This is a genomic window from Tepidimicrobium xylanilyticum (genome assembly GCF_900106765.1).
In the GTDB taxonomy this organism is placed as follows: Bacteria; Bacillota; Clostridia; order Tissierellales; family Tepidimicrobiaceae; genus Tepidimicrobium; species Tepidimicrobium xylanilyticum.
In genome coordinates, this window is sequence record NZ_FNNG01000001.1 from 206,305 (window position 1) to 223,710 (window position 17,406).

The following is a 17,406-nucleotide window of genomic DNA, read 5'->3' on the forward strand; positions in this document are numbered from 1 at the left end:
GGAGGTAATACTATGGATATACAATTGCTTAAAGAAGAATTGGTAAACATCAGCAGAAGATGTTATGATAAGAATCTGATCACGGCTACCGGAGGAAATATCAGTTGTAGAATACCAAACAGTAATCAAATTTTGATTAAAGCTTCTGGTTCTGCCTTCAGCGATATGACTCCTTCAGATGTAGTACTAATCAATTTAGATGGAAATATAGTAGCTGGAAGCAAACAAATATCAAAAGAATGGCGTTTCCACGCAGGCATATACAAAGTCCGACCAGATGTAAATGCAGTTATACATGTGCACCCCCCTTTTGCAACTGCAATAGCTGCTAACCATGACAGCTTGCCAATGGTGACCAACCATGCTAAAGCTTATCTAAAGCACGTACCCACCATTGGCACTGCTCCCTCCGGTTCTGAAGAACTAGCCTATATGGTGATAGAACAGTTTAAAGATCCACAGCGAGTTGGGATCCTCATGAAAGAACATGGTATTATCACCGTGGGCAAGGATTTCTATCAAGCGTTCTATTTAGCTGAAATGCTGGAGGATACAGCAAAAATAGCTTTATTCAGTAAACTCTAAATTTAAAATAGGCCGCATATATTGATATGCGGCCTATTTTAAATTTAATGATTCTAATTCCCTATTAATAACCTCTTTTAATCTTTCTTTTTCTCCCTCATCTGCAAAAGAAAATTCAATTCCATTTTGTATAACCCGTATCAAATCCCCATAATTAAAATCTAAAAACTCTATTGCTTTCTTATATTCTTGTTCCAGTGTAGTATCGGAAACCGTTAGATTATCGGTATTAATAGTTACTTTCATACCTCGGTCTAAATACTTTTTAATGGGATGAGCTTTGTACCCTTCAACAGCCCCCGTTTGCACATTGCTGGTTATACACATTTCCAAAGGTATACCCCTATCCTTTATAAATTGACAAACATCCTCCTTTAAAAAAGCATATACACCATGACCAATCCTTTCAGCACCTAGCTCTTTAACCGCGGTTATGATATTTTCAGCAATCCCAACTTCACCAGCATGTACTGTTTTTCTCAAGCCCAGATTACCAGCCCATTGGAATGCTTCTTTATGTAACTCTGGGGAAAAGTCTATCTCATTGCCAGCCAAATCGATTGCCACAACACCTTTCCCAACATATTTATGGCCTTCTTTAACTATATTTAAACTAATTTCCGGGCTATGATTCCTCATACATATTAATATTAAATTGGAATATATACCTAGATTCTTTCTTGCCCTATCCATTGCGTTTAATACGCTTTCCAATATTTGATGAAAATCCAACCCCTGCTCCATATGTAAATATGGTGCAATTCGGATTTCCACATATTTTATGTTTTGCTCCCATAAATCTTCCAACAATTCATAAGTAATCCTATAAAGGTGTTTCTGCTTTTGCATAACCTTTAATGGTAAATCGAATTTTGTTAGATAGTCTTTTAAAGATTGACAATTGCCAGATACTTGTATGTTCTTTGTAAATATTCCCATATCTTTAGATGGCACTTCTAACCCTTCTTCCAAAGCTATCTCCATAATGGTAGCTGGCCTAACGCTTCCACTGAGATGACAATGCAGATCTACTTTGGGTAGTCTTTTCAATAAACTATAATCTACCACTTTACCACTCCCAATATTATAGTAAAATAAATATTTTTAGCCCATATAACCCTCTAATATATTGTTGCTCCTTCTCTAGCTGACGTTACATATTTATGGTATATTTTCAAAAATCCCTTCAAATTATCTTTAGGTTGGTAAGTCCAATTTTTTAATCTATTTTCAATCTCCTCATCGGAAATTTCAATATTTATAACCCTATTGGGAATATCTATATATACTATATCCCCGTCCTCTACTATTGCTAAAGGCCCTCCATCTGCTGCCTCCGGTGTAACATATCCTATGCAAGGACCTCTAGTGGCTCCGGAAAACCTGCCATCGGTGATTAACGCCACTGAATCACCCAAACCCATACCCACTAACAATGCAGCTGGAATGGACAATTCTCTCATTCCGGGCCCGCCCTTTGGACCTTCGTATCGAATTACTAATACGTCTCTCTCCTTAACTCTACCTTCCATCAACATATCCCTTACCTCTTCTTCACTATTTGCAACTTTAGCAGGGCCTCGATGTACCATCATCTTTTCCGATACACCACTTTGTTTAACCACCGCTCCTAAGGGGGCCAAATTCCCTTTTAATACTGCTATTCCACCTTCTTTGGCTAAAGGTTTATCCATGGAATAGATTATTTCGTTTTCCACCAAAGGTACATCCTTAATATTTTCAGCAATAGTTTTACCTGTTACAGTTATTATATCGGTAACCAAAAGAGGTGACAAAACTTTAAGTAAAGCTTGTACTCCTCCCACTTGATGAAAATCCTTCAATGTATATGGTGAGGCAGGTTTAAACTTGGCCAATAAGGGGGTCGTTGAGCTTAATTCATCAAATACATCCATGGCCAAGTCTATACCCAATTGTTTAGCTATAGCAGGTATATGAAGCACCGCATTGGATGAGCCCCCTATAGCTAAAACATATTTTATCATATTGATTAGATTTTCCTTGGTAAGTATTTTAGAAATTCTAAGATCCTCCCTCACCATGTCTACTATCCTTTCGCCAGACATTCTGGCCAGCCTCAATCTTGAGGAAGCAACAGCACTAATAGTTCCACAACCAGGCAATGATAAACCTACTGCTTCCACAGCCGTTCCCATAGTATTAGCAGTTCCCATCATTCCACAAGCACCACAGGTCTGGCATGTATTATCCTCTATCAGTTGAAACTCTTCTTCTGATATAAGCCCTGCTTTATACTGGCCCATAGCTTCTTTGACATCGCTTAGTATTAGGTCTGTCCCATTGTGATTGAAAGGCTCCATAGGCCCTCCTGTAACAAAAATGGTGGGCAGGTCTAAAGAGGCGGCAGCCATTAACATACCAGGCACTATTTTATCACATGAACATAGCATTACCAACCCGTCAAACTGATTTGCCTCCACCATTAGCTCTATAGATGCACATATTATATCCCTGCTGGGCAATATACTATGCATCCCTTTTCCTTGGGCTATTCCATCGCAAGGAGCTATAGTATTAAATTCTACTGGTATACCTCCGTTAACCCATATCCCATTTTTAACATATTTGCTCAGTTCCCTCAAATGGTAGTGTCCAGGGTTAGTCTCTGCCCAAGAGTTGACAATTCCAATTAAAGGTTTAGAAAAATCCCTATCCTGAAATCCCATGGATTTGTACAAACTTCGCGGATATGCTCCAGCAACTCCATCAAATAGTTTGCTACTCCTTCTCGCTTCCATATAATCTCCTCCATTACAATTTAACCCCCAATTATTACAGGAAATATCTCAACCTTATCGCCATCTTTTAATAAATAATCCATATGTCCCAATCTTCCATTTATCATGAGAAAGCAGTAATCCTTATCTATTCCAAGCATCTTAACCAAATCCTCACCTTTACATCCGAAAGCTATGGACTTTTTCCCTTTAAATCCCGCTATTGGACTATGGATGAAACTTGAATGGACCTTAACTTCCACTACCAAATCCATCACCTGCCTTAAATCAACGGTACATGCCTATCATCTAAGTCCAGTTCCTTTATCTTTTCCTCAGAAGGTATGCCCTCCATCGTCCAACCTCTTATTTGATAATATTCGTATAGCATTTTCCCTAGAGGAGGCAAGTAATCGCCAGTTCCCCTATCTAATCTTGGTTGAGATAGTATTCTTGGAGGCAGTACATCGTCCTTCCTGCTAATAGAACAATATTCTACATTGTATAGCCTTTGAAGATTGAATATCCTTTCTCCTGCCATTAAAAGTTCCTCTACAGTGAAGTCATCCCAACCTATGGTATACTTAATCCATTCTACTATTTCAGTTAATGTAACTTTCCCAAATAGTAACATTTTACAGAGTTTTAAAGAGTCTAATATACACATTATATTTTGAGAATGGAATGTAAGCTGTCCTTTTCCTTCTGAACTCAATCTGTCCTGCATTTCTGTATATCCCAATTCAGGCATAGTTACACCTTTTTCAAAATAAAATCCACCAGCATGTAAATGGCACGCTCCTCTGTTGCTTGTAGCATACCCTACTGCAAGGCTGCTCATGGCTCTTGGATCATGAGCAGGTAATTCCAGTCCCTTTACATGGACTGCAAATTCAGGCGCTATTCCGCCTATCTCCTCAGAAGCTCTTTTAACTCCTTTACCCAGAAGCTCACCTATACCTTCTTTACTGCCAATCTTTTTGACCATTTCTATCATAGCTTCTCCATTTCCCCAATCGAGTTTCACTCCATCAGTATCCCTTTCATCAATTATTCCACGTTCATAAAGTTCCATAGCAAATGCTATAGCACTACCTGTAGATATGCTATCTATCCCCAGCCTGTTGCACAGTTCATTGGCATAGGCTATAGCCTCTAAATCATCCACCATACAGTTGGAACCTAGGAGGCCTATGGTTTCATACTCAGGTCCTGCACCACTTACTCCCTTGTATGGACCTTCTTTTATTTCAATATCCCTTCCACAACCTATGGGGCAACTGCCACAAAAGTATCTTTTCTTCAGAATGGTTTTGGCCATCTTTTCCCCAGAAATATTCTTGATTGATTCCCAATCACCTCTACTCCAGTTTTTAACTGGTATATCCCCCCATTTTTCAGCCATCACAGCGCCACCAGCAGTACCTAATTGTTTCAAGCTTTGAGTGTTGGCAATAATTTTGGGTAATGATTTTTTCAGGCATTCCTTTAATCCCTCTTCATCGGCTACATCCACTTTCCCGCTACCAATTACCGCTATGGCCTTTAAATTCTTTGAACCCATTACAGCCCCAAGGCCTGCCCTACCTACAGCCCTTGCATCTTTGCCATCGTGCATTATGCTAGCTATTAATACTTGCTTCTCCCCTGCTGGACCAATACAAGATGTTACAGTCTTGGGACCATGTGTTTCCTTAAGTTTTTCATCCACTTCTATAGTATCTAGGCCCCACAGATGTTCACCATCTAATATGCTAACCTGTCCTTCTTCTACCAATATATACACGGGCTTTTCCGCCTTTCCGTGTATTATTATCCCATCATAACCCGCTCTCTTCAGATTTACACCCCAGGTACCACCTACATCACCTTCACCAAATATACCAGTTAAAGGAGATTTGGCAGTTATCTCATGCCTCCCCGACGATGGTACTCTAGTTCCTGTAAAGGGGCCAGTCATATATATAAGGTGATTTTCTGGCCCTAGTGGATCGGTATTTTCATCGGTTCTATCGTACAATATCTTAGCCGCTATTCCACTAGCTCCTAAATACTTCCTAAGCATCCTGTCCGGATATTTTTCTATTTCTATATTCCCAGTGGTTAAATCTATGTTTAAAACTTTACCAGTATATCCTCCTAACACGAATTACACCTCCTGTGCCTTGGAAAAAAGAGTAATATTGCCTTTAAAATCAAATGAGATATCTTTGATCTCTCCTATTAATTCAATGTCCTCTTTTAACTTAGCTTCTTCGATTAAACTTTCAGATATGAAAATTTCATCTAAATCTCTAGTGTTTTTAATGATGGCAAGCCTTACATTTTCTTTATTCTCTATATTCGAAGTTTTTATGGCAGCTTGGATAGCTTCCCTATCATTTTTTAAAACCATTGGAATTTTAACGCTATCAGGTACTGTGGAAGTTATGGCATTAGGATAAGTTTGTCCCCATTCCATGCTTTTAAACACCTTTTCCGTCGTAAAATCTACTATACCTATCCCATTAGCATTGCCCTGGGTTCTATGGGTTAAATTGAGTACTGCAATTCTAGTTATTTTAGGACCTCCGTAGGCATATGGAGTATGGTATCTACCTATTACATTGGTATCCATACCAGTGCCACTAATATCCTTACCTATCTCCTCAATTATCAATACATCTAACTGATCAAAATTTATTTTGCCCATCAAGGCCTTTGCTTCTTTCAATAAAGATGGCTCTTTGCTTTCTATTTCATCTTTACTTAAAGCGATTATTTTAGCAGTCTCATCGTAAGCATTTTCTATTATGCCTATTGCAAATACAATGTTCTTCTTCTCTATAACCACCCTCCCAATGGCAGGCACATTTTTAGCCATAGTACCAAAACCCAATCTATGACAGGTTTCTGCACCTTTCTGTTTCCCCAAACCTATTGCCATCATCTTCATTAGTCCGCTTTCGTATTCTCCTCTAAAAGAGGTGTGAAGTTTAATCCTATTGATGACTACTATCCCATCAGCCTCATTGGCATATCTATCAACGAAGACAGGTACCCCATCTTCCGTATGCCCAATCAAATCTACTTCCATAGAGGATTTAATTGGCGCTTTAATATATTCTTCACTGATACCCATCTTGTTCAATAAATTGACTTGTCCATCTGCAGTAGCCCCTCCGTGGCTACCCATAGCCGGGATAATGAAAGGATATGCCCTTTGAGCCCTGATATAAGTTACCAGTTCTTTCATCATTAAAGGCAAATTGGCTATGCCTCTGCTGCCTGCTGTTATGGCTATCCTCTGTCCCGGTTTGACATTGGATAAAAGCCCTTTATCCGTAAGCTGGTTATAAAGTTCTTTTGAAATATCTTCCACTCTAATCCTTGGAAATATCTGCTTAGCTTTTATGACCCTTGGTATAGGGACGTCCTCTAATAGTTTGCTAACTATGTCCATGGTGGCCTCCCATTAAAATATTGATTCATCACAGCTTACAAACACAAAAGTCTACAAAAAGATTTAGTTGGTTTGAAACCAACTAAAAATAATTGTTAAGTTTATTTACTCCTTGCAGCTACTGCTCTATCATATAATTCTTGGCAACGACAAGAACGTTTTTCAGGAATCTCTAGTGCTACTTTGCAAAGCAAGTTTTGCAGTTTTTCATTATTCTCTTTTACAACGCTTCTATGGGTTTCTAAATCTGGTTCATCTTCAGATAATCCTGCTGCCATATTAGTTATTATGGCCACTGCTGAATAGCAAATACCCAGTTCCCTTGCTAAAGCTGCTTCTCGTGCATTGGTCATCCCTACCATATCTGCCCCTAATATTTTAAATGCTCTTATTTCTGCAGCAGTCTCATAACGTGGCCCATCAAAGGATACATAAGTCCCCGTTGGATACATGTGGTAATCTAAATCTTCAGCAACCTTTATGAATATATCCCTTAGCTCACTACAATAGGGTTCAGTCATATCCAATGATAACTTCCCATAAGTAGTATGATAAGAATGGAAATCGATAAATTGATCTAATAATACCAAATCACCAGATTTATATTTGGGATTAATTCCCCCAGCTGCAACTGTAGCTATTACCCTGTTTACCCCCATCCGTTTAAAGGCCATCATATTGGCATGATGGTTTATTTCGAATGCCAATCTGCCATGTTCTACACCGTGGCGAGGTAAGAATAGAATATCCCTATCCTTTAATTTCCCTTTAAACATTTGCACATGGCCATATTCAGTCTCTACAGTAATGGTTTCTGCTTTACCAAATAAATCTACACTATAAAAACCTGTTCCTCCAATAATTCCTATCATTATAGCTTCCCTCTCCTTCTTTGATAGTTTTCTATTTTACTCATCATGATATTTCCCTACACCAGCAGGGGCTCGGGAGCTTCTAATGCCTATAGACAATACTATTATGGTGAGTATGTAAGGCATCATTCTAACAATATTGCTAGGAATAAGTTTCCCTTGAAATATAGTCTGTAGCGATTCAAAGAAACCAAAAAACAGGCTTCCCAACAGTGAACCTATAGGGCTAAACCCTCCAAAGGCATTGATAACTATGGCAATATAGCCTCTGCCTCCAGTCATGCCATCTACAAATATATTCAATTGTCCTAGGGATAGATACGCTCCCCCTAGGCCACATAGTAATCCGCACATTAATACTCCGAAATATTTGTATGCTACCACATTTATCCCAACTGTGTTGGCTGCTTGTGGATTTTCTCCTACCATTCTCAATCTAAGACCAGATGCAGTTTTAAACATATATATCCAGGACAGCAATACTATCACAAGGGACATATAAAACAAAATATTTTGTTCAGCTAACATGTTTCCAATAATGGGCATCTCTTTTAACCAGTCAGCTTGAATTTTTGAAAACGCACTAACTCTAGGCGAATTTCCGTTTCTTTCCCAAATAATCTGCAACAAAAGTGTAGCTGCTGCTGCAGATAGCAAATTTACGCTCATTCCACTTAAAGTGGCATTAACTTTAAAAGTCACATGTAAAACTGCATGCTGTAATGCAAATAGCATTCCAAATACTGCTGCAAATAATAAGCCTATCCAAGGGTTGTCAAAAATGTAGGATCCTAAAACACCAAAAAATGCTCCTCCTATCATCATACCTTCGCAGCCAAGGTCACTGACTCCGGAACGCATGGAAAAAGTTGCTCCAGTGGAAGCCAATATAAGTGGAACAGACATGCGTAAAGTAGAAGTAATGATAATTTCTAGAATGTTAAATATTTCCTTCATCGTTGACCACCTCGCCTTCAGCCAAGTTCTGTTGTCTTTTTATAATTTTTTTCTTTTTAGGAGAAAGCCTATCTTTCAATGATAAAACAGCTTCTATTAAACGAGGTGCAGCCACATATGCAACAACAACAGCTTGTATTGCATCTACAAATTCTATAGGTACTGAAGTCGTTCTGTTTAATGTAATGGCACCTGACTTTAATATTCCAAATAGGGTTGCTGAGAACAGTATTGATAATGGATTATAAGCTCCTAACGCTGCTACGGATATTCCACTATATCCATAATTAGCCGATAATCCCTCTACAAATCTTCTATTTACTCCCATAACTAAACTTGAACCGCATAGCCCAGCTATTGCTCCACTTAGGAAAAAAGTTATCAGATACATTTTAGTTATAGAAATACCAGCAGTTTCTGCAGCTCTTAGATTGAGGCCAGTAACTTGTATTTCATATCCTAAAGACGTTTTCTTAATAAGAATATGTATCACAATTGCCACTGCAATAGCGATAAATATGGCGGAACTCAATTGAGAACGAGGCACTAGTCTGGTTAATTGTGCACTTTCCAGTATGACATTGGTTTGAGGTATTACACTGTCTTCAGGCTTTAATGGTCCGCTGCTCAGATATGAAGTGAATAACATTATGATCTCATTTAACATTATGGTAGTAATTATTTCACTTGCCCCAAATTTTACTTTCAAAAACACAACTAGAACCCCTATTAAACCGCCTATAATAGCTCCCGATAAAAGGGTTAAGGGTATGTGGACTAAACGAGGCAATCCCGTTATATAAGCACCGACCACAGCTCCTGCCATTGCTCCTAAATAGAGTTGGCCTTCTACCCCTATGTTTATCATCCTCACCTTATATGCTGTAGCAAATGCTAGGCCAGTGAACATTAAGGGGGTGGCACTGCTGAGAGATAAAATAATTCCCTGTTTTGAACCTAAGGACCCAACAATAATTGCCTTGTAAGTTTCGACTGGTGAATAACCACTTAATGCAATTACTATACCCCCAGTTAATAGGGCAAACAATAATGCAAAAAATGATAGTTTGAAAGAGCCTAAACCAGATCCAAACTTCCTTTTGAGATATTTCATATTTTATCTCCCTCCAATGCCATCTCTAAATTTCCCCCAGTCATCAATAGCCCCAATTCTACATCGGTTAATTCGCCTTGTAGACATTCGTATACAATAGCACCTTCGTACAATACCAATATTCTATCGCTTAAAACCATGACTTCATCTAGATCTGCAGATATTAGTAATATAGCCTTTCCACTATCTCTAAGTTCTAGCAATTGCCCATGGATATACTCAATAGCACCTACGTCAACGCCTCTAGTAGGGTGAGCTACTATTAATACATCTGGATCTCTGCTAAAGGTTCTAGCAATAACCACCTTTTGCTGATTGCCTCCAGATAGAGCATTTATAGGATCTTCAATATGTGATGCTTTAATCCCATATCTTCCCTTTAAAACTTCTGCATATTTTTCGATCGCTTTTTCATGGAGAAATATATTTTTGCAAAAATCTTTCTCCCTATGATAGCCTAATATTAGATTGTTTTTTACTGACATCTCTTTGACTAAACCCATGGATAATCTATCCTCTGGTACATGTCCAATTCTATTCCTTAAAAAGGTATTAGCGTCCCCTTCTAACTTCTTACCGTTTAGTTCTAAATCCATTGACTCAGGCTTCCTTAGGCCAGTTAATGCTTCAATCAATTCCGTCTGCCCATTTCCTTCTACACCAGCAATGCCTAAAATCTCCCCATCACGCAAATCGAAAGAAACATTATCTACCTTATTCCTATTGCCATCTTTAACAACTAAATTCCTTACCCTTAATCTTACTTCCCCTATATTTTTAGTAGGCCTTTTAATACCTAGATTTATTTCCCTACCAACCATCATTTTAGATAGTTCGTTTTCCGTTATGCTTTTAGGGTCAACATTATTAGCAATCATTTTCCCATCCCTTAATACAGATATCCTATCAGCGATAGCAAATGTTTCCTTCAATTTGTGGGTTATAATGACAATGCTACAACCCTCTTTCCTCAGTTCATCTAATATAACAAATATTTCACCAACTTCAGTAGGTGTTAATACTGCTGTAGGTTCATCTAAAATTAGAACCTCTGCTTTTCTGTATAGTGCTTTTAATATTTCTACCCTCTGCTGTTCGCCTACTGAAAGCCCTTCCACCTTATCATCAAGGGATATATTGAAATTAAAACGTCTAATTAGTTCCCCTACTTCTTCCCTAGCTTTTTCCATGTCCAGAAAAACACCTTTGCGAGGCTCAGCTCCTGCCACAATGTTTTCCAACACGGTAAAGGCTGGCACCAACATAAAATGCTGGTGAACCATGCCTATACCCATATTGATGGCATCTAAAGGCCGATTAAAACTTATTTTTTGACCTTTATAATATATTTCTCCGATATCTGGACTTATCATTCCATAGAGTATTTTCATTAAAGTAGTCTTCCCCGCACCGTTTTCCCCTAAAAGGGAGAGTATTTCACCTTTATTTAGATAAAAATCCACACCATCTAAAGCTACTACATTGGGAAAATATTTACTTATATTGGTCATTCTAATTATTTCCATTCCAAATGCCTCCATCGACTGCCCCTTTTTGTTTTCCTATGTAGTTATTTTTTATATTGGTTCTTTGCTGCCCATTCATCCACATCTTCAATCCTATATGGTAGCTCTAATTTTCCATCTATTATCTCTTGTTTTATATCTTCCACTATTTCTATTATGTCTTCTGGAATCTCCACTTTTAACCCAGAAATATCGTAATCGCACACATTATCAGCTATGCCATATACAGATGCTCCAGGTTCCCAAGTTCCTTCAACGATTGATTTTACTTCATTATACACCATTTGCTCCGTCTTTTTAACCGAAACTGCCAAACTATAATCTACATCAGCAGATTGTCTACTTGTACCAATAACATATTTTTCTCTTTCCCTAGCAGCCTCTATCACGCCCAAACCTGATGCACCTGCATTATGGGTGATTATGTCTGCTCCTCTATCGAAGGCAGTTAATGCAATCTCCTTAGCTTTCTCTGGGTCCCTATAGGAGCCGATGAAATTATATATAATCTCCACATCGGGATTGACGTATTTTGCACCAGCCATGAATCCAGCAGCAGCTTCTCGTGGAATTGGTGCATCGATAGAAATGGCAAATGCAAGTATATTTTCTTCGTTAATGTAGGGTAATCTATCGTCTAAAGTTACTAAGCCAGATAAGACACCTGATAAGAAATGTTGTTCCGGATTTCTTGCACTAGATGAGTGAATATTGTCATAACCTTCAACAACTACGTCAATTATAGAAAATTTTTGATCTGTAAATTCAGATGCTACTAATTTGACAGCGTCTACTTGTGTTGCTCCTACAGCAATTACAAGATCATATTCTCCTGACTCAGCAAACATTCTTAACTGGGGTTCAAAATCGTTTACAGACTTTGGCTCTACATAGTCAAATGAAACTCCAAAATCTTCAGCAGCTGTCTCTAATCCCTCAAAGGCCTCATCGTTAAAACCTAAATCTCCTAAACCACCTTCACCTAATACCATAGCAATTTTAACTTCATCTTCTTTGGAATTTTCCGATTCTGCCGGACTGGAGCCACCAGAGCAACCGGTTAAGAAAAGAGCAAGTATTAACATTGAAATTAAAAAACACTTAAATTTGGTTTTCATGTTTTTCTCTTCCCCCTTTTAATTGAATTAAATTATGTTTAGCTTTTAAGTCCAGTTTTCTAATTTAATTTCTTGATTCCTCCTTTGCTTTTAGGATTATATAAAAGTATTGCCATTAGGAAAATACTTTTATCACAATCAAACCCTCATCATTTATTCCTGCCACCTTTGGAACCGTTTTCGTAATATTGTCCCTGGCGCATAGAGCAATATCCTGGTGGCAATTGATCTTCCTCATTGTATTTCCACTAGCTGAAGCTTCAAATGCTGTGGCAATATCAAGATAGGAGGCTAGCAATTTTTCAGCAATTATTACCGAATCTGTAGTTTTTGCTTCAATATTATTATTTCTGGTGGCATCTTTAGCATATTGGACAATTTTTGCAGCACAGTATATATCATCTATTGTATAGGTTTTCCCATTGTTTCTGCCAGCGCATACCACATTTATCCCGAAACCTAATTCTGCTGCTAGCGAAACTGCCTCTGTTGCAACTTGCTTCGAATTCATCATGCTGCCTATAAAAATATGTTCAAAACCTTGTTCAATTAATTTATGTATCCCTGCAGTCCCATTAGTAGTCTTCATAACTACAGTAGTATCAGTCAAATCTCCCAAAACATTTATCTCGATTAATGATGGGCTAAAATCAGCTATGTCCAACCTTTCTCCCAATAAATTTTCTGAACATATGAGTACCTTTGAATTGTTCCTATTTTTAATCTCAACAAGTTTTTCTTCACTGTCGGTAAGCAGTACCTCTTTACACCCTTTATCAAAAAGGCTAACGATAGAGCTACTTGCTCTCAATACGTCTATGAAAATACATACGGAAGAAAAGTTGTGTTTTAAATCTTGAGGTATAAAAGAAACATAAAACTCCATATATAACCACCTTCGCTATCATATTGTTGGCCAATCTAGATTAATCTTGAAATGATAACCTAGATTGGCGTATAATAATTATATAAAGGGTTCATGTTGCATGACAGTCGTCCTACCTTTAGCATAGCATATTGTATTTTGATTGTCAATAGCCCTTTCCCTTTATAATTAGATTTCTTTTATCTCAAGATTCAAAAAATTAATGAGGAATGTGCAATTAAAATAATTCTTCAATTGCTTGACTTTTCTTTTAACGTATTACTATAATGTAATTGCCTAAAATAGAAAAAACTGTCGTCTATATGTAGTATTATACATCTGATTTAAGGTTTTTTTGGTAGGATAATGCTGGAAAGGGTACAATACGGCTTTAAAATAACACAGAGACGTTAATAATAAAATACAAGAAGGGGAGGTAATATATTTGAAACTTACAAGAGACAGCCTATATCGTCAAGCTAGAAGTGCAATACTAGATATTATCAAACAGAATACTGAATTCATGAGCAAACTGCCTTCCGAACAGGAATTAGCAGAAATGTTAGGCGTCAGTCGAAATACGGTTAGAGAGGCTATTAAATCATTGGAAAACGAAGGATACCTAGTTTCTCGACATGGTGTCGGTACCTTTATTATCTACGACGGTAAAAATATTAAAACAAATATTGCAGTATTGGAAAGCATTACAAATATAATCGTTAACCATGGTTATAAACCTGGCACCAAGAGCATATACTGTCAAAAAAGACAGGCCCCTTCCGTTATTTCAAAAATCCTCAATTTAGAGGAAAATGATGACGTACTATATATTGAAAGGGTACGTACTGCTGATGACGATCCTGTAATCTACATAGAGGACTATATTCCCTATATAGATGGCATGTATGAAAAATACCAAGAAAGTAAAGATGAGTCCCTTTTTAACTTTTTACAAAATTTTGGACAACGAGTTGCATTCTCTAATTCTACTATACGTGCTGTATTAAGTAGCAAACATATTCAAAACGAGTTATCCCTCGATGGACCAGAAACGCTACTGCTATTACAACAAGTCCATTATACTGCCAAAGGGGATCCTGTTTTATATTCAGACAGCTATTTTTTAAGTAAAAAATTTGAATTTAATGTGGTTAGAAAACGTTTAGACTAGCTACATATGTTTTAATCATTGTAAAATCCAATGGTTACAACTTTTGTTTTTTCAAGAGGTTTATACTGAGCCAAGTATATTTCCTTGGCTCAGTATAATAGATGAGCTATTCCATTTATTTGAATTTTACAGCAGTTCCATAGACTATACTTCTGCAGCCCCTTGCATAATTTCAGCAGAGGAATAACGAATATTTATTATGGCATCTGCACCCAATGCTTTTGCTTCTTCAACCATCCTCTTGGTAGCTAAATCCCTCGCCTCATTCATCATCTCGTTATAAGCCTTTAATTCTCCTCCAACTAAATGTTTTAGTCCTTGAGCTATATCCTTCCCAATATATTTAGTTTGAATGGTACTACCCTTGACTTAGGAAAGAGTTTCTAATTCCTTACCCGTTATGTAATCAGTATTTACTAAGATCATCATCTACACCCCTTATTTCCTTTATTTTTTTCTACTAATACATATATGCTGTTTCCCATCACATGGCTATCCCCCTCTCAAAACTAAAAACCTAGAACTAGACCCAAACAATCGTGCTCCCTGAATTGTATATTGATAAGAGTTGTCAATTGCTAATGTAATATTTTTATGTTAAAATCCTTTATAATCTGTTACAATTAAATATAGTGAAATTGAATCCAGCTTGGGTATATTTTTAATATAACATAGATTGTTTTATTTTTATAGCGGGGAGGGTTAGTAATGTTTAGAAATGATATTATAGATCAAAAAATACATGCTTTATTAGAAGCTCATAATGATTTTTTAGACGAAACTAAGGATGAAGATATGCTCCTTTATTTCGAATTAAGAGATTTTGCAGAAAAGCATGGAGGACTTCTATACTTTTTTGAAAATGAAACTTATTTAATTATAAATTTTATCGGAGAAGAAGAGTTCCTATTGATACCTGCTGAATATAGCTTATAACATTTAGAGCTGAAGGATTCCCTTCAGCTCTAAAATATTTAATTAAACTTTACTCGAGATGCCAACTCCTGTAATCTTTTTGATACTTGTTCGTTCTTCTGTATAGTATTGTTAATCTTAGTTATGGCTTCCACTATGTTCATATTCTTTTCTGCAATATTATTAGTTGCTAACGCTGAATCTTCTACCGTAGAGGATATTTCATCAATAGATGTAGTAATCTGATTTATGGTGGCAGATAATTCTTCTGATGTGGCTGATAAATCCGAAATGATGTTGTTTAGTGCAGAACCATCTTCCTTATACTGATTTACAGCTTCCACCATCATTTCATAGTCCTTTATTACATTGGTTTCCAAAAATCCGATTAAATTAGAAGTATTACTTACCAATCGGTTTACCGCTTCAGTTATCCCTTGAGTAACCGATTGAATTTCCCCCACCGTTTGATTGGAACTTTCAGCTAGTTTCCTTATTTCATCTGCAACCACTGCGAAGCCCCTACCTGACTCTCCTGCCCTTGCAGCTTCTATAGCTGCGTTCAATGCTAATAAGCTAGTTTGGTCTGATATTTCCAATATGGCATTGGATAAAATATTTATCTTCTCTACTTCATCGGAAGATTTAATAGCCTCCTGAATCTCTTCTCTAGTTTGACTATATGTTTGCATTGTTCTATCCTTCGATTCAATAAACTGTTGACTTAATTCTTCCGCCTTTTCGCTTATCTCTTTAGCAGTAAAAGCACCTTCTTCAATTTTCTCTGTAAAATCCATTACAGCTTTATTAATCTCATTAGCAGATTCATTTACGGATATAGTAGTAGAAGATGTTTGCTCCATACCAGCAGATAGCTCTTCTGTGGTAGCCGATGTATCCTCTGCTTGATTAGCTAAAAATTGGATCTCTTTCGTAATATCTTCATATATTTCTTTATTAATATTGATAGTGTTTTCCATCTCCTTTAGGAATACCTTTAGATTATCTACTATATTCTTGAAGGAATTATACATTTGACCTGACTCGTCTTTTCTACTAAGCTCCTTATCATCAAAGGACATGGATAGGTCCAAATTCGCTATTTTCTTAGCAGTTTGCATTACTTTAGCTACTGGCTTAGTAATAGAGTTGGACATATATATGGTTATTAATATGAAAATAGCCAATATGATGGCTGTAGCTATTAAGGTATTCTTTATAACTTCATATACAACTCCTATGGCATGGTCTTTAGATACTGCAGTTCCTACCTTCCAATTCGATTCAGGTATATCAGCAAAGAAGAAAAGCCTATCGACCCCATCGTAATCGGTAATCTGCCTATCTGTCAACTTTGGTTCCGATGCTTCCATTATCCCTATTAACTGGCCATTTAGTATTTCCCTTATATTAGTAGTTTTATCTTCACTAGGCATATATTCCTCATTAACATGACTAATAAAGTTATCTTCTTGGTCTACTAAGAATATATGGGAATCCCCAGCTATTTCAGTTGTAGCTATTAAATCTACTAGAAAATCGATCGTAATATCGCTACCAATGACTCCTTCCATGCCATTTTTAGTTTGAAAAGGCCTTGATACAGTAATTACCATTGCTCCCGTTCTTGCATCTACATAGGGTGGCGATATGTAGAAATCATTTAGTTCAACAGCCTTAACATACCATTCCCTGATAGTGGGATCATAGGAGCTATCGGGTATCCAACCGCTACCGGATACTAAGCTTTTGTCAGAAAAAGCTAGATAATACTCGTTCCCCGGATTCCTCTCATGGGCTTCTCTTAAAAACTCATAGACGAACTCATATTCAAAATTATCTACAATTACCAAACTTTCAACAATTTCATATAATGAATCCTTTTGCAACTCCAGCCAACTGTTGGCCTCTTGTGCCAAAGCCATAACCTCCAAAGCGAATTTTCCGTTTACGTTTTCTTTCAGCGTACCAAAGGATACCATATAATTGATTACAGATATGGATAGTATGCTGGTAATGCTAATTAAAATCGTAAACAATATTAACTTACTCTTTAATTTCACTGTCTTCCCTCCTTTTCCC

Annotated in this window: 16 protein-coding genes; 3 read left to right on the plus strand and 13 right to left on the minus strand. The window is 37.1% G+C overall.

Annotated elements, in window-relative coordinates; genetic code table 11:
* Positions 1–12: 12 nt before the first annotated feature.
* Positions 13–585, plus strand: coding sequence for a class II aldolase/adducin family protein (locus tag BLV68_RS00850; protein ID WP_093749913.1), 573 nt, complete (start codon positions 13–15; stop codon positions 583–585).
* 33 nt (positions 586–618) lie between these two features.
* Here BLV68_RS00850 and add read toward each other — a convergent pair whose 3' ends face one another.
* From add to BLV68_RS00905, 11 genes are all read right to left on the minus strand, one after another.
* Positions 619–1,653, minus strand: coding sequence for an adenosine deaminase (gene add / locus BLV68_RS00855; protein WP_093749915.1), 1,035 nt, complete (start codon positions 1,651–1,653; stop codon positions 619–621).
* A gap of 53 nt (positions 1,654–1,706) precedes the next feature.
* A complete protein-coding gene (gene ilvD / locus BLV68_RS00860; RefSeq protein WP_093749917.1) occupies positions 1,707–3,365 on the minus strand; it encodes a dihydroxy-acid dehydratase in 1,659 nt (552 codons plus the stop codon).
* 20 nt (positions 3,366–3,385) lie between these two features.
* A complete protein-coding gene (locus BLV68_RS00865) occupies positions 3,386–3,607 on the minus strand; it encodes a MoaD/ThiS family protein (protein WP_234949807.1) in 222 nt (73 codons plus the stop codon).
* Between the two features lie 20 nt (positions 3,608–3,627).
* A complete protein-coding gene (locus BLV68_RS00870; protein WP_200773585.1) occupies positions 3,628–5,490 on the minus strand; it encodes an aldehyde ferredoxin oxidoreductase family protein in 1,863 nt (620 codons plus the stop codon).
* Between the two features lie 3 nt (positions 5,491–5,493).
* Complete coding sequence (locus BLV68_RS00875; protein WP_093749921.1) at positions 5,494–6,786, minus strand: nickel pincer cofactor-dependent isomerase, group 22; 1,293 nt, start codon at positions 6,784–6,786, stop codon at positions 5,494–5,496.
* Between the two features lie 101 nt (positions 6,787–6,887).
* Positions 6,888–7,658 (minus strand): MTAP family purine nucleoside phosphorylase, encoded by a 771-nt coding sequence (locus tag BLV68_RS00880; protein ID WP_093749923.1) that lies wholly within the window; start codon positions 7,656–7,658, stop codon positions 6,888–6,890.
* A gap of 36 nt (positions 7,659–7,694) precedes the next feature.
* Positions 7,695–8,615, minus strand: a complete 921-nt coding sequence (locus BLV68_RS00885) for an ABC transporter permease (RefSeq protein WP_093749925.1) — start codon at positions 8,613–8,615, stop codon at positions 7,695–7,697.
* Positions 8,599–9,729, minus strand: coding sequence for an ABC transporter permease (locus BLV68_RS00890; protein ID WP_093749927.1), 1,131 nt, complete (start codon positions 9,727–9,729; stop codon positions 8,599–8,601). Before BLV68_RS00890 ends, BLV68_RS00885 begins: the two co-directional genes overlap by 17 nt.
* Positions 9,726–11,255 (minus strand): ABC transporter ATP-binding protein, encoded by a 1,530-nt coding sequence (locus BLV68_RS00895; protein WP_093750393.1) that lies wholly within the window; start codon positions 11,253–11,255, stop codon positions 9,726–9,728. Before BLV68_RS00895 ends, BLV68_RS00890 begins: the two co-directional genes overlap by 4 nt.
* Before the next feature lie 44 nt (positions 11,256–11,299).
* Positions 11,300–12,373 (minus strand): BMP family ABC transporter substrate-binding protein, encoded by a 1,074-nt coding sequence (locus tag BLV68_RS00900; protein ID WP_093749929.1) that lies wholly within the window; start codon positions 12,371–12,373, stop codon positions 11,300–11,302.
* A gap of 115 nt (positions 12,374–12,488) precedes the next feature.
* On the minus strand, positions 12,489–13,259 hold the full coding sequence (locus BLV68_RS00905; RefSeq protein ID WP_093749931.1) for a 2-phosphosulfolactate phosphatase: 771 nt from the start codon (positions 13,257–13,259) through the stop codon (positions 12,489–12,491).
* A 424-nt stretch (positions 13,260–13,683) separates the two neighbouring features.
* Here BLV68_RS00905 and BLV68_RS00910 point away from each other — a divergent pair, with 424 nt between their 5' ends.
* Positions 13,684–14,409, plus strand: a complete 726-nt coding sequence (locus tag BLV68_RS00910; RefSeq protein WP_093749933.1) for a GntR family transcriptional regulator — start codon at positions 13,684–13,686, stop codon at positions 14,407–14,409.
* Positions 14,410–14,553: 144 nt separating this feature from the next.
* Here the strand turns inward: BLV68_RS00910 and BLV68_RS15905 are convergent, their stop codons facing one another.
* Positions 14,554–14,763: a YbjQ family protein gene (locus BLV68_RS15905; RefSeq protein ID WP_327192037.1), complete on the minus strand. Its 210-nt coding sequence runs from the start codon at positions 14,761–14,763 to the stop codon at positions 14,554–14,556.
* A 354-nt stretch (positions 14,764–15,117) separates the two neighbouring features.
* Between BLV68_RS15905 and BLV68_RS00920 the strand changes: the two genes are divergently transcribed.
* Positions 15,118–15,345 (plus strand): hypothetical protein, encoded by a 228-nt coding sequence (locus BLV68_RS00920; RefSeq protein WP_093749935.1) that lies wholly within the window; start codon positions 15,118–15,120, stop codon positions 15,343–15,345.
* Between the two features lie 38 nt (positions 15,346–15,383).
* On the opposite strand, the gene BLV68_RS00925 is transcribed toward BLV68_RS00920, so the two are convergent.
* Positions 15,384–17,387, minus strand: a complete 2,004-nt coding sequence (locus BLV68_RS00925; protein WP_093749937.1) for a methyl-accepting chemotaxis protein — start codon at positions 17,385–17,387, stop codon at positions 15,384–15,386.
* Positions 17,388–17,406 lie beyond the last annotated feature (19 nt).

Excerpts from the sequence above, each read along its gene's own strand:
- BLV68_RS00850 (WP_093749913.1), top strand. The coding sequence starts at position 13 with ATGGATATACAATTGCTTAAAGAAGAATTGGTAAACATCAGCAGAAGA.
- ilvD (WP_093749917.1), bottom strand. The coding sequence starts at position 3,365 with ATGGAAGCGAGAAGGAGTAGCAAACTATTTGATGGAGTTGCTGGAGCA.
- BLV68_RS00875 (WP_093749921.1), bottom strand. The coding sequence starts at position 6,786 with ATGGACATAGTTAGCAAACTATTAGAGGACGTCCCTATACCAAGGGTC.
- BLV68_RS00880 (WP_093749923.1), bottom strand. The coding sequence starts at position 7,658 with ATGATAGGAATTATTGGAGGAACAGGTTTTTATAGTGTAGATTTATTT.
- BLV68_RS00885 (WP_093749925.1), bottom strand. The coding sequence starts at position 8,615 with ATGAAGGAAATATTTAACATTCTAGAAATTATCATTACTTCTACTTTA.
- BLV68_RS00890 (WP_093749927.1), bottom strand. The coding sequence starts at position 9,729 with ATGAAATATCTCAAAAGGAAGTTTGGATCTGGTTTAGGCTCTTTCAAA.
- BLV68_RS00895 (WP_093750393.1), bottom strand. The coding sequence starts at position 11,255 with ATGGAAATAATTAGAATGACCAATATAAGTAAATATTTTCCCAATGTA.
- BLV68_RS00900 (WP_093749929.1), bottom strand. The coding sequence starts at position 12,373 with ATGAAAACCAAATTTAAGTGTTTTTTAATTTCAATGTTAATACTTGCT.
- BLV68_RS00905 (WP_093749931.1), bottom strand. The coding sequence starts at position 13,259 with ATGGAGTTTTATGTTTCTTTTATACCTCAAGATTTAAAACACAACTTT.
- BLV68_RS00920 (WP_093749935.1), top strand. The coding sequence starts at position 15,118 with ATGTTTAGAAATGATATTATAGATCAAAAAATACATGCTTTATTAGAA.